Origin of the sequence: Rhizobium sp. BK591 (assembly GCF_014195045.1) — a bacterium.
In the GTDB taxonomy this organism is placed as follows: Bacteria; Pseudomonadota; Alphaproteobacteria; order Rhizobiales; family Rhizobiaceae; genus Rhizobium; species Rhizobium anhuiense.
The window spans coordinates 1,260,054-1,272,096 of the sequence record NZ_JACIAZ010000002.1; the positions used below are offsets into that span (position 1 = coordinate 1,260,054).

Below are 12,043 nucleotides of genomic sequence, written 5' to 3' on the forward strand. Positions count from 1 at the left end.
AGCGTTCAGGCGTTAAGGAAGGTCTGGACGTGCGCGACGAAGGTGTCGGCGTATTGGAAGAGAGCGCCGTGGCCGGAGTCTGGATAGATGATCAATGTTCCGCTGCTCATGTGCTTGAACATCTCGTAGGCGTTGACTGCCGGAAACATCGTGTCGTCGCTGCCATGCACGATAAGGGTGGGCTGGCGGATGGCCTTCAAGGCTGCGTGGTCGGCATCTTTGTTTGCACACCACGCGATGATCGCGGCCGCCTGCGGGTTGCTCACGGCATCACCGCTTTCGGGGTCGCGGCCTTGGCTGCGGGCGGCCGCGCGGTCGACAAAGGCGGAACCTGCGGCTTGGCTCGCCTTGCTCGGCGTAAAGAAGAGGGGAAGGCGCACGTCCCGGGCGTTTTTCGAAAATGCTTCTTGAACCACCTGCAGGAGATGTTCCTCACCGCCTCCGGGGGCGGAACCTGCGACAACGAGCTTCCGAACCTTGACCGCCGAACCGGCAGCGATCACCTGGGCGAGGAAGCCGCCGAGCGAGAACCCAAGAAGGTCGACTTCGGTCAGGCCAAGCGCCGCCATGAAGCTTTCGGCATCGGCAGACATCTGCTCGACGGTGTCGGGAACGTTGCCGGTGGATGTCCCCACGCCTGCATTGTTGAACACGATGACAGGCCGGTCGGCGGCAAGCGCATTGACCACGCGCGGATCCCAGGCATCCATGGTTCCGGTAAAATGCTGCAAGAAGACAAGCGGAACGCCACTTTCTGCTCCAAGCTTGCGGTAGGCGAAGCGGATGCCGCCAGCTTGAACGTGGAGTGTCGGGGCCGTCTCGAGGGTCGTGCTCATGATCAGTTCCTTTGCGTCATCCGTTGCTGGATGTGTGTTCGTAGAGGATAGGTTTTGGCAGGCCTGTTCAGAATGACGTAAAGACTGCAATTCAGGACGTGCCTGGCGATACGGCCGCCAGCACATCGAGAAGCACGAAAGTCGTCACTTGTGCATCGCCTGCAGGGCCGAGGTGTTGAGGCTGCCGACGGCGGCATAGGGGTTGGGAACCATGCCGATGGACTTGCGGGTCGCGGCAAAGACATCGGCTGTTTCGCCGGTCGCAGCGGTGGCGGCCGGAGTGTCGATACGAGGGGTCATAGGATTGCTCCTTTCGAGCTGTTTCCGTGGCGAAATGATCGCCGGTGGGCGAGGGGATGAGGATGTGGCGATTGCTGTGACAGGAGGAAAGCGTCCGATCTGTCGATCGCAGTCATCGCTTGCTGACGAAGACGGCATTCACTGCGAAGGCGACGAGTTCCGCCGAGGCCGCCAGTAGGCCGATATCCCAGATGACGCCCATGCCTAGGACGGCTGCGCCAAGCCCGATTCCCACGGAGAACCAAAATACATAGTTGACGTGTTGAACGCCAATGGGCTACCGCCGGTACGGCCATGCGGAAGTCCTCGGCCATGACCGGCAAGAGCGGCGCGATCATGAAACCCTCGGTGCCGATGGCGAAGCTCCCGAGCGCAAGGAATCCCGCGCGAACAAATCCATCGTGGGAGGTGTGGGCGAGCGACGCAGACATGGCTTTCAAGCTCCTTGACGTCAGAGCCCGCCGTCTGCGGGCTCTGGCACTGACGGGATGGAGATCTCAGAAGGGGATCGGGTTTGCGGCGATCTCGGCGTTAAAGCCATTGACCAGCGCGTGTTCGTTCAGACCGGGATTGTCACGCAGCGCGCGGATTCCCTCGACGAAAACCTCCGGCGCATCGGTCGCAAGACCCTTCATGGTTTCCACGATGAAGGCATTCAGCGGCATGGCGCGAGGATCGCCGCTCTTCTTGATGAGATCGGTATCGACCCACGGCGGCGCGATTTCCTGCACGGTGACACTCGTATCTCTCAGCATGAAGCGCTGCGACAGAGAGTAGGAATGCAGCGCGGCCTTCGCGGCCGAATAGACGGCGTTGGTCGCAATTGGCACATAGGCAAGGACGGAGGTGTTGTGGATGATCGTCGCGCGCGGCTGGGCCTTCAGATGCTCGATCAGCGCGGACGTCAAGCGTATCGGGCCAAGCAGGTTGGTGTCGAGAATCCGGCGCGACACGCTGTCATCGATGGTCGCGGAAGGATCGTCGAACGGCATGATGCCAGCATTGTTGATCAAGACATTCAGTGTGGGATAGTCGTGGACCAGCTGTGCTGCGATACGGTCGATGTCGGCCGCGTCCGAGATGTCGAGCTCCACACCATCGATGCCGGGGTTGGCAGAAGCCACTTGATCAAGCAGAGCCTTGCGCCGGCCGGCGATGATGACCTTGTTGCCAAGCACATGGAATGCCTCGGCGAGCGCCCGGCCAATACCGGAGGTTCCGCCGGTGATGAAGATTGTGTTGCCGGTCATCTGCATGGAATCGTCCTTCTCTTTCAAATCTCGTGCCGCCATGGCGCCGTCGATGGGTTCACTATGCGTGCTGACTGTCGCGGCTCAAATGACATAAAAACGGCAAATCAGGACATGGGCCTTTTGACGACATAAAAGCCCGGCACGGGGCCGGGTATTGCCTAGAACGGCTGTGACGTTGCGGCCTCAGGCGAGGAGAGATAGATCTTTACGGCAAAATCCTCGATCTCCTGAAACAGGAATGCGTGACCCGCATCAGGATAGAGGATCAGCCTGGCGTCCGGCGCCTGCTGTGAGTGAACGAAGGAGAGGCATCACGTCATGGGCGCCTGGCGACCAGGATCGGCATGCGCGGATCCTTCGCCTTGGGAAAGAACGCGCTGCCAAGTGCAGATTGCTCTGGGTGAGGAGAGCTTCTGTGGTTAACCACGGTCGTCCTGGACGGGCATGCGCCGCAATCCTTGCAATCGACGCCTTGCCACAGAACACCCCAGCCGGATAAAAATTCGTCGCGTCGTTGACCCCGCGTGTCATGACCTGATGCTGAAGCGACAAGCCGGACGATTACCTCAGTCGCGACAGCTGCTATTCCGGCAATCGTTTCGGGGGCGCGCCCTTCGGATCGGCCCACGCCTGCGCTATCAAAGTGGATGACTCGTCGATCGGCGGAGAACGGCAAATCCGGTCATGCCGCCGCGCTGTCTTCCATCAGTTTGAGGCTGCGCTTCAGGCTGGCGGGCGGCTGCCCGTAGCTGCGCAGGAAGGCACGGCGCATGCGGTCGCGGTCGGCAAAGCCGGTATCACGGGCCACGATGTCCATCGGATGCCGGCCCTCTTCAAGCATAACGCGCGCAGCTTCCAGGCGCAGCATCTCGACGGCCTTGGCCGGTGACTGACCGGTTTCCTCACGGAAAATCCGGCTGAACTGACGGGGCGACAGGCTGGCTGCTTCTGCAAGTTCCTCGACCGAGAGAGGATTGCGCAAGTTCTCCCGGGCATAGGTCAGGGCACGCTGCACCCGGTCGGATCGTGGCTCCAGTTCCAGAAGCGCCGAGAATTGAGATTGGCCGCCGGGGCGCCGATGATAGACGACGAGTTTGCGGGCAATCGCTCGCGAAAGGGTCGATCCATGATCGTCCTCGATCAGCGCCAGCGTCAGGTCGATGGCCGAGGACATTCCGGCTGAGGTCCAGATATTGCCGTCGCGGATGAAAATTCGGTCCTCGTCTACGGTAACTTTAGGAAATCGGAATCTGAGGTTGGGTGCATGCGCCCAGTGGGTGGTGGCGGTGCGGCCGTCCAGCAGACCGGCCTCAGCCAGCACGAAAGCACCGGTGCAGACGCCGGCAACCCTGCGTGCCTCCTTGCCGGCGCGCGCCAGATAGCCACGCAGCCCTGAGGAGATGGGAGAGGGAACGAGTTCGCCCGCCACCATCAGCGTGTCGGGCATGACGCCCAGCGCCACGGTCTCGATGCCCGTGTTCATCGAAGACCTGACAGTGCCGCCGTGTTCCGATAAGACGGTCAACTGATAACCTTCTTCGCCGAGTTCGGCATTAGCGAGTTCGAAGGCAGCAAGGGCCGCCAGCCCCATAAGCTGAAACCCGTCTTCAAGGATCAGGCCAATCCGTCGCATAGAATTCCTTTCCACATGGCAAAATGACGATAGCCAAGTCATTTACGTCAATCAACACGACCGGGTCGGTGTTGATATCGAGCAACGACCATATTGTGGCTACTAAAGAGTAGATTTTTAATAGTTGAGCCGAGCAACGGTTCGTATTGGCTCTGGAGCGGCAATTCACCAGGCAACTTTCAGTCCGAGGTGGGCAATGTGGCGGCCGGTCCGCGCATGAGCGCCTGGGTGCGTGTTTCCAGCAGACAAAGCCTCGCGATGCGATGGCAGTGTCGTGATAACGCGGCAACAAGGCAGTGCTATTGCCTAATGTTGCCTAATCGCGGCAAGCCGAACTAACGCGTACCCCGCGCCGCCAACTTGATTCAAAAGGTCTGCTCTCATTTCCCTGTCGGTGACGACCTTGATTTTGGTCCATTTGTCTATCTTGGTATCGAGCGGTAGAGGCAGGCCCTCTCGCAGCAAGAGGGTAAGCTCAGGGGCTCTTTCCGACTTATAGATGCAAATCCTCATCACACGGCACCCCAACTGCACAGATTTGTAACAGTTATATTGCAGTGCGTTATCAGCTATTGCAATGCCGCAAAATACTTCTCCGCAAATGTGCCGAGGTATGTTTCCGTTCCGCTGTACATACGCCGCCGCTTCGTCCAGTTATGAGCCTGACATAATGGTAGAACACTCAGCTTTCAGCACTTCGCAAGCTGGTATCGTACACTACTCGCCGTCAACGCATCTGGCGCTGGTATTGCGTCTGCAAGGCAATCACGCAGATCGTCCCGTATCGCGATGCGCTTGTCGCCGAACTCAAGCTTATCCCGACGGACAAGGTCACCACAGGACAAGCGGGCATCATAAGGCATGCCACGTGGTCAACGCGTTTTTGGAAGCCAATCCAATTGAGGTGTTAACCAATGGCTGCTTAATACGCCCACGATTCCAACTTTGAGCCAGCATATCAATCGGGAGCTGGCGGTACTTTCTAACACAAGGCCAAAAAGAACGGAGTGCCGATGGCGGCACCCCCAATCAGAACTCACATGCAAACTAATTCGATTTGTTACGCCGCTCTCTCTTCTGCGGCGTTCGGTCTCCACTTGATGAGCCGGCCTTCCAGAACATCGAGAATTCGATCGATGATGAGCACGAACATGGCCAGGATGATGATGCCGGCAAACACCCCCACCGCGTCGAAGTTGCCTTCCGCCTGCGCGATCAGGTAGCCCAGTCCTGCAGAGGAGCCAAGATACTCGCCAATGATGGCGCCGACGACCGCGAAACCGACGGAGGTACGAAGCGACGACAGGATCCAGCTTGCTGCTGCGGGGAAATAGACATGCCGCAATAGATCGGAAGGTTTGGCTCCGAGGATCCTTGCATTCGCGAGGACCACCGGGTTGACTTCGCGGACGCCCTGCATGGCGTTGAAGAAGGTAATGAAGAAAACAAGTGTTACGGCAAGCGCCACCTTCGACCAAAGGCCGAGCCCGAGCCAAAGAACGAAAATCGGGGCAAGCACCACGCGCGGAACGGCGTTGAGCCCCTTGATGAACGGGTCGAGGATCCGGGCGGCGCTCCGGCTGAGACCGAGCCATACACCAGCGGCGACACCAAGGCCCGTGCCAATGATGTAACCGAGCACTGTTTCCGTCAGGGTTATCGAGACGTGCTTGTAAAAGCCCGGGTCAACGATCCAGCTGACAATCTGATTGAAGATATCGAGTGGCGCCGGGAAAAAGAAGACATCAATGAAGCCGGCGGTCACGCCGAGCTGCCAGCCACCGAGGATAAAAACCAGCATACCGAGCTGGATAGTGCGTTCAGTCCCGACGTTCATAGCTTTTCTCCACTTCGCCACGTAGGGAAGCCCAGATATTGCGATACAGATCCATAAAGCGTGGATCGAGTTTGATCTCTGCCACATCCCGTGGCCGCTCGAGATCGACCGGGAAACTTTCGATGACCCGCGATCGAGGGCCGGCGGCCAGAATGGCGACGCGGTCTCCCAGCGCGATGGCCTCTTCAAGGTCGTGCGTAATCATGACCACGGCGCGGCGTTCTTCCTGCCAAAGGCGCAGCAGTTCATTCTGCATAAGGTGCCGCGTGTGGATGTCGAGCGCGGAGAAGGGCTCGTCCATCAGGATCACCTTCGGACCGGCAATGAGGGCCTGCGCCATCTGGACACGTTTACGCTGGCCGCCGGAGAGTTGGTGCGGATAGCGGTGTTCGAACCCCTTCAGCCCGACCTTGGCAAGCCAGCTCATCGAACGCTCACGGCGCTCAGTGGCTCCAACACCCCTGAACATCAGGCCGAGCTCGACATTCTCGATGGATGTCTTCCACGGAAGCAGCGCGTCCTGCTGGAAGAGATAGCCAATGTCATTCTGCACGCCCTTTACCGGCGTGCCGTCGATCGTCACCGTACCGCTCGCGGGTTTCAGAAGACCTGCGATCGCGTTCAAAATAGTGCTCTTGCCGCAACCGGTCGGGCCGACGATGGCGAGAAACTCGCCATCGGCAACCGTGAGGTTGACGTCCTGCACCGCGACATAGGAACCAAATGACATTGTCACGGCGTCGATCGATACCATCGACTTTGCATTTTGCTGTCCCGTCGGGATAGGCATGGGGTTTACGACAGCCAAAGACATGGCCTCCTCCTAGGATCAATTGGTGGTCTTATCCGTTACCTTGTCCACGAAAGCGTTCGTGTAGGTTTTGGAAAGATCGATTGTTGCGGCAGCAACCTTTTCGTTGAAGCTCTTGAGGACGGCCAACGGCGTCTGCGTGTCGGTCTCGCTGAACTTGCCGTCCACCGAGAAAATCGGCTTGGCATTCTGGACGGCCTTCACATAGGTGTCCCGGTCGCCGGAGATGAATTCTTCCGGCAGTTTTTCGACAATCTCTTCCGCGCTATGTGTGTTCATCCATGCCAGTGCCTTGACGGTCGCGTTCGTGACCTTCTGGATGGTTTCCGGGTTCTCATCGATATAGGCCTCTGTCGCATAGAGGACGGCGGTCGGATAAATTCCGCCATAGATCTCCTTGGCTCCCTCGTCGCTGCGGGCGTCGATCAAAATCTTGCCGACACCCTTTGCCTCGATAAAGGTCGCGGCGGGATCGTAGTTGACCAGAAGATCCACTTTACCTTGCTCGAGGGCCGCGACTGCGGCCGCGCCGGAACCGACGCCGATCAGCGAGATGTCGTCGGCCGAAAGATTGTTGCGCTGCAGGTAGTAGCGCACGAAGAAGTCGGAAGATGATCCCGGTGCGGTGATGCCGATCTTCGCGCCCTTGATCGTTTCCGGCTTGGTCGGATCGAAGGATGAGTTTTTCCCGCCGGCCAGAACCAGGCCAGAATTGCGCGCAAGCTGGACAAAGCCGACCACCGCCTTGTTCTGCGACTGCATCTGGATCGTATGGTCGTAGAAGCCGACAGCGATATCCGTGGAGCCGGCAACAAGCGCCTGCAGCGTCTTGGAGCCGCCAGATGCGAAGTTTTCGACGGTCACCTCAAGACCTTCCTTCTCGTAAAGACCTAGGCCAGCTGCGACCGGGAAGGGCAGGTTGTTGAGGTTGTAGGACCCGACGCTGATGCGCACAGGTTCCGCAAAAGCCGAACCGGCAAAAGCGACCGTTGCCGCAAGGGCGAGTATAAGTTTGCGCATGTGTATTCCTCCCTGATGCGTGGCGCCCTCCCGGCAACCACTTCCGATTATGCAGCGCAAACCACTTGCGCGATAGGTTTTGCAAAGACCCGGCCCTCGAAGAGGCGTCGGGCCGTCCGCAGGATTCCGGCAACTGTCTTGCCGTCGCGGGTATCCAGTTTTACTTCCAAACGACCGCTTGGATGTTCGAGAACGAGGATGACCGGCGGCTTGCGATTGCCGATCAGTTGCGCAGCGACGGTTCCGTCGCTGATGCAGGCCGTGGCAATCCCAACCGCGCCGGTTGTTGCAAGAGACGGGTGGCATTGGTGCGGCATGAAATAGCGCACGCCGAGATCTCCGCCCTTGTTGGGAGTGGAGATCAACACCGGTTTGGGCGTGACCTGGTTGCTGACATCGCCCATGCCCATACGACGGCCAGCCTCAAGCCGTAGCGTTTCGAGTCGGTGCAGCATTGCGCCGTTGGCGTTAAGCTCGGCTGCAGGTTCGTTTCCCGTCACACGGAGGGCGGCGGCTTCGAGCAGCATCATCGGCATGGCGCAATCGATGCAGGTCACATCGATGCCATCAATCGTGTCGCACGGGTTGCCGGTCGGGAAAAGTTTGCCTGTGCGTGCCCCGGCCGCATCCATGAAGGTCAGCGCGATCGGTGCCGCATTGCCCGGCACGCCGTCGATCGAGGCATCTCCCATGTAGGCAACGCGGGCATCGGGGGTCGGAACCTCCGCTTCGATGAGTTTGCCGGTATTGACGTTGTGAATGCGCACGCGGGTTACGCCCGTCGCCGCCTTGACCAGTCCGGCCTCGATCGCGAACGGCCCGACGGCCGCAAGCATGTTTCCACAGTTGGGCGAGATATCCACGAACTGCTGATCGATGCGGACTTGGGCGAACAGATAATCGACATCAGCATCGGACACAGTTGACGGGCCGACGATGGCAACCTTGCTGGTGACGGGGTTGCCGCCGCCAATACCGTCAATCTGCAGAGGGTGACCCGAACCCATGACTGAAAGCAGGATCTGATCGCGTTGCCGCGAATCCGATGGAAGATCGGATGCGAGAAAGAACGGTCCTTTGGAGGTGCCGCCTCGCATCAGAACGCAGGGAATGGAAATCAGGTCGTTCATGGTTGTACCCGCATACTGATGTGATTTATATATCAATCAGCTTCTTTGTTGCAGTAAGCGGCAAAATGATTGATATGGGAAATGCGAATATCAGAGGGAATGATGCGTTATGAGCATCAATTGCGAGATACTGGATCTGCGCGCGTTTCTGTCGGTCGTCGAACTGGAAAACTTCCACCGCTCTGCCGAAGCGCTCAATCTGTCCCAGCCGGCGCTCAGTCGTCGAATTCAGAAGCTCGAGCTGGCAATCGGGGCGCCTTTGCTCGAGCGCACCACGCGTCATGTCTCGACAACCGCCCTTGGCGCGGAACTGATACCTTTGGTGCGACGAATGCTTGAGGAGTTCGACACGTCGCTGTTTGCGGTGCGCGATGTCGGATCTCAGCGCAGCGGCCTCGTGACAATCGCATGTCTGCCGACGGCTGCTTTCTATTTTTTGCCGACCGTCATCAAGCAATTCAGCGCCGAGTATCCGAACATTCGTTTTCGCATTCTCGATCTCCCGGCCACCGACGGACTGCAGGCAGTCGCCCGTGGGGAAGTCGAGTTCGGCATTAATATCATGGGCTTTTCAGATCCCGACCTCATCTTCGAGAGGCTCATCGAAGATCCATTCGTGCTGGCGGCACGCAAGGATCATCCGCTGGCAGCGAAGAGCGAACTCGAATGGGACGATCTGGCGCCCTATCAACTGATCACAGTTCACCGGTCCAGCGGCAACCGTACGCTTCTTGACGCCGCGCTGGCGAAGTCGAACCTGAAACTGCGCTGGTCCTATGAAGTCACACATCTTTCGACATCGCTTGGTTTGGTGGAAGCGGGGCTTGGAATTTCGGTTCTGCCTAAACTCGCCACACCACAGGAAGAGCACCCGTTCCTCGTCACGAGACCTATTGGCAATCCTCAAATCTCACGAACGATCGGCATTGTGCGTCGTCGCGGTGGGACGCTTTCGCCCGCGGCCGAGCGCTTCATGACAATGTTGATTGGGACGTGGGCCGAAGGAAACTGAGCAACTGAAAGGAATCCGGGATGGTTACCCGACTACTTTTGAGTCAAATGCTCGTGTATGCGGTTGCCAGCTCAAAAAGATCGCCATAGCGGACGAGCACCCTCTAGTTTCTGGTGCCTTCGCTGGGCTGCTAGGTGCCTTCGGGTACAGCCGGACTCCACCATGTCATTACGCTTGTGGCTGGAAACGCGGGTGCTGACCGTCGCCTCGCCACCTATCTGGCGGCGAAGGGCCGGACCGGCGCCGACGGCCGCTATTGGTTTCGAGCGGTGAAGCCAAAGTACTACCCGATCGCAGACGATGGACCCGTTGGCAAGCTGCTGGGTGCGCTCTATGGGCGAAAAGGCGCAGCTTGCTCCCGAGACGGTCGAAGGTGTTCCATAATAGCGGATTATGTCGTAAATCACTGTAGGGGGGTGGGTTCAAGGATGAAGTGCGACTTGCGAAAGATGCCAATCGGTTATCGCTCGCAAGGAAAGCGCAATGAGACACACCTACTCCCATATCGACCTGGATGAACGCCGCAAGATCGCTCGCTGGCGGACGGCCGGCATCAGCGTTGACGTGATCGCCGAGAAGCTGCACCGACATCGCTCAACGATCTTTCGTGAGCTCAAGCGCAACACGTTCGTCGACAAGCTGATACCGGATCTCAACGGCTATTACTGCGTGACGGCCCATGACATGGCGCGAGAACGGCGTACCAAGCTGCGCAAACTTGCCCGGTTCTCGCAGCTGCGCCAATCGGTGATCGAGCGCATCATGCATGGCTGGTCGCCACAACAGATCGCTGGCCGATTGCAGCTTGAGCGCCATCCGATCTCCGTCAGCCATGAGACGATCTATAAGTTCGCCTATTCCTCGGACGGTCATGCGATCAAGCTGTGGCGGCACCTGCCGGAACACCGGGCCAGGCGCCGGCCGCGGCATGCTCGACGTCGACACGGTCAGCGCTTCAGCCCGGAATTGAACATCCTGCGCCGCCCGGACGTCGTTGCCGATCGCAAGCAGTTCGGGCACTGGGAATGCGACCTGATCCAGTTCCGCAAGAAATTCGGCAAGGCCAACGTGACATCGCTCGTCGAACGGGTCAGCCGCTTTGCGATCTTCCTTCGCAACAACGATCGGCAATCCCGGCCTGTCATGGACGGGCTGATCCGCGCGCTGCAATCCCTGCCCCATCTTGCCCGCCGCTCGATCACATTCGATCGCGGCACCGAGTTCACCGACTGGCCGTATCTGCAAGCAAACATCGGCACCCAGACCTGGTTCTGCGATCCGCAATCGCCTTGGCAGAAAGGCACCGTCGAAAACACCAATGGGCGAGTTCGCAAATGGCTTTCGAGAGAGGTCGATCCCTTGTCGGTGACGGACGCAGACCTTCCTGCGGTCTGCAACCGGCTGAACTCAACACCGCGGAAATGCCTCGGCTACCGAACACCGGCAGAGGTCTTTCGAAAGAAATTGCTCGCCCAGATGAGACATGCCGGATAGCTTGAAGTGCTCCGCAAGTCGCGGTTCGCCATGAACTCACAGGGCTATTTAGTAATGCGACAGTTGGGCCAGTTAGAGATGCGACAGTCTCGCCTCTCGATGCGCTGGTCAATGCCAACGTTGGGAGCAAGGATGACGACCTTCAGCCTGGTCGAGACCATGAGCGGTCGGAGTCGTCATGTCCTGTTTGATCACCATGTCGCAGAAAGAATTGCATCGCCTCGAAGTTATTCAAAAGATCCGTGATCAGCGCCTGAGCGTGGTCCAGGCCGCTGAGCTGCTTGGGCTCAGCCGAAGTCAGGTGCACAGGCTGCTGCAGGCCTATGACCGTTCCGGTGCAGCCGGGTTGGTTTCGAAGAAGCGATCACGGCCAAGCAATCGGCGCCACAGCGAGGAGTTTCGCAATGCGGCGCTAGACCTGATCCGCGAACGCTATCTCGATTTTGGCCCGACGCTGGCGCGCGAGAAGTTGATCGAACTGCATCACATCTCGCTCGCCAAGGAGACGTTACGACAATGGATGACAGAGGCCGGCATATGGGTCTCGCGACGCGAGCGTAAGAAGCGGGTTTTCCAGCCGCGTGGCCGGCGCGATTGCTTTGGTGAGCTCGTGCAGATCGATGGCTCGCATCACTGGTGGTTGTCTAATCGCATTCCATCCGTCAAGCTGATTTGAGCATTCCTCGACGTTGCCGTCTTGCGGGATGGGAAAGACGG

General features: G+C 58.7%; 10 protein-coding genes and 2 pseudogenes. 4 read left to right on the forward strand and 8 right to left on the reverse strand.

What is annotated here, in order from left to right; genetic code table 11:
• Positions 1-5: 5 nt before the first annotated feature.
• The 8 genes from FHX10_RS13005 to FHX10_RS13040 form a co-directional block, all read right to left on the reverse strand.
• A complete protein-coding gene (locus FHX10_RS13005; protein ID WP_127429984.1) occupies positions 6-836 on the reverse strand; it encodes an alpha/beta fold hydrolase in 831 nt (276 codons plus the stop codon).
• A 144-nt stretch (positions 837-980) separates the two neighbouring features.
• Positions 981-1,136 carry a hypothetical protein gene (locus FHX10_RS13010; RefSeq protein ID WP_210212240.1) on the reverse strand — a complete coding sequence of 52 codons (156 nt, stop codon included), beginning with the start codon at positions 1,134-1,136 and terminating at the stop codon, positions 981-983.
• A gap of 497 nt (positions 1,137-1,633) precedes the next feature.
• The gene (locus FHX10_RS13015) at positions 1,634-2,392 is read right to left on the reverse strand and encodes an SDR family oxidoreductase (protein WP_127429985.1); all 759 of its coding nucleotides are present in this window, start codon (positions 2,390-2,392) and stop codon (positions 1,634-1,636) included.
• Between the two features lie 679 nt (positions 2,393-3,071).
• On the reverse strand, positions 3,072-4,022 hold the full coding sequence (locus FHX10_RS13020) for a GlxA family transcriptional regulator (RefSeq protein WP_097623345.1): 951 nt from the start codon (positions 4,020-4,022) through the stop codon (positions 3,072-3,074).
• 1,060 nt (positions 4,023-5,082) lie between these two features.
• Positions 5,083-5,859 carry an ABC transporter permease gene (locus FHX10_RS13025; protein WP_097544138.1) on the reverse strand — a complete coding sequence of 259 codons (777 nt, stop codon included), beginning with the start codon at positions 5,857-5,859 and terminating at the stop codon, positions 5,083-5,085.
• Positions 5,843-6,673 (reverse strand): ABC transporter ATP-binding protein, encoded by an 831-nt coding sequence (locus FHX10_RS13030; protein ID WP_097544139.1) that lies wholly within the window; start codon positions 6,671-6,673, stop codon positions 5,843-5,845. Before FHX10_RS13030 ends, FHX10_RS13025 begins: the two co-directional genes overlap by 17 nt.
• 15 nt (positions 6,674-6,688) lie before the next feature.
• Positions 6,689-7,690, reverse strand: a complete 1,002-nt coding sequence (locus FHX10_RS13035) for an ABC transporter substrate-binding protein (RefSeq protein WP_127429986.1) — start codon at positions 7,688-7,690, stop codon at positions 6,689-6,691.
• 47 nt (positions 7,691-7,737) lie between these two features.
• On the reverse strand, positions 7,738-8,820 hold the full coding sequence (locus FHX10_RS13040) for a 4-oxalomesaconate tautomerase (RefSeq protein ID WP_097623348.1): 1,083 nt from the start codon (positions 8,818-8,820) through the stop codon (positions 7,738-7,740).
• A gap of 109 nt (positions 8,821-8,929) precedes the next feature.
• Between FHX10_RS13040 and FHX10_RS13045 the strand changes: the two genes are divergently transcribed.
• The 4 genes and pseudogenes from FHX10_RS13045 to FHX10_RS13055 all read left to right on the forward strand — a co-directional run.
• The gene (locus FHX10_RS13045) at positions 8,930-9,832 is read left to right on the forward strand and encodes a LysR family transcriptional regulator (protein WP_127429987.1); all 903 of its coding nucleotides are present in this window, start codon (positions 8,930-8,932) and stop codon (positions 9,830-9,832) included.
• A 233-nt stretch (positions 9,833-10,065) separates the two neighbouring features.
• Positions 10,066-10,164: pseudogene (locus FHX10_RS35690) on the forward strand (6-chlorohydroxyquinol-1,2-dioxygenase); the annotation flags it as partial.
• 151 nt (positions 10,165-10,315) lie between these two features.
• Positions 10,316-11,326: an IS30 family transposase gene (locus FHX10_RS13050; RefSeq protein WP_127429988.1), complete on the forward strand. Its 1,011-nt coding sequence runs from the start codon at positions 10,316-10,318 to the stop codon at positions 11,324-11,326.
• Between the two features lie 178 nt (positions 11,327-11,504).
• Positions 11,505-11,999, forward strand: a pseudogene (locus FHX10_RS13055) (helix-turn-helix domain-containing protein); the annotation flags it as partial.
• Positions 12,000-12,043 lie beyond the last annotated feature (44 nt).

Excerpts from the sequence above, each read along its gene's own strand:
- FHX10_RS13005 (WP_127429984.1), bottom strand. The coding sequence starts at position 836 with ATGAGCACGACCCTCGAGACGGCCCCGACACTCCACGTTCAAGCTGGC.
- FHX10_RS13010 (WP_210212240.1), bottom strand. The coding sequence starts at position 1,136 with ATGACCCCTCGTATCGACACTCCGGCCGCCACCGCTGCGACCGGCGAA.
- FHX10_RS13015 (WP_127429985.1), bottom strand. The coding sequence starts at position 2,392 with ATGCAGATGACCGGCAACACAATCTTCATCACCGGCGGAACCTCCGGT.
- FHX10_RS13020 (WP_097623345.1), bottom strand. The coding sequence starts at position 4,022 with ATGCGACGGATTGGCCTGATCCTTGAAGACGGGTTTCAGCTTATGGGG.
- FHX10_RS13025 (WP_097544138.1), bottom strand. The coding sequence starts at position 5,859 with ATGAACGTCGGGACTGAACGCACTATCCAGCTCGGTATGCTGGTTTTT.
- FHX10_RS13030 (WP_097544139.1), bottom strand. The coding sequence starts at position 6,673 with ATGTCTTTGGCTGTCGTAAACCCCATGCCTATCCCGACGGGACAGCAA.
- FHX10_RS13035 (WP_127429986.1), bottom strand. The coding sequence starts at position 7,690 with ATGCGCAAACTTATACTCGCCCTTGCGGCAACGGTCGCTTTTGCCGGT.
- FHX10_RS13040 (WP_097623348.1), bottom strand. The coding sequence starts at position 8,820 with ATGAACGACCTGATTTCCATTCCCTGCGTTCTGATGCGAGGCGGCACC.
- FHX10_RS13045 (WP_127429987.1), top strand. The coding sequence starts at position 8,930 with ATGAGCATCAATTGCGAGATACTGGATCTGCGCGCGTTTCTGTCGGTC.
- FHX10_RS13050 (WP_127429988.1), top strand. The coding sequence starts at position 10,316 with ATGAGACACACCTACTCCCATATCGACCTGGATGAACGCCGCAAGATC.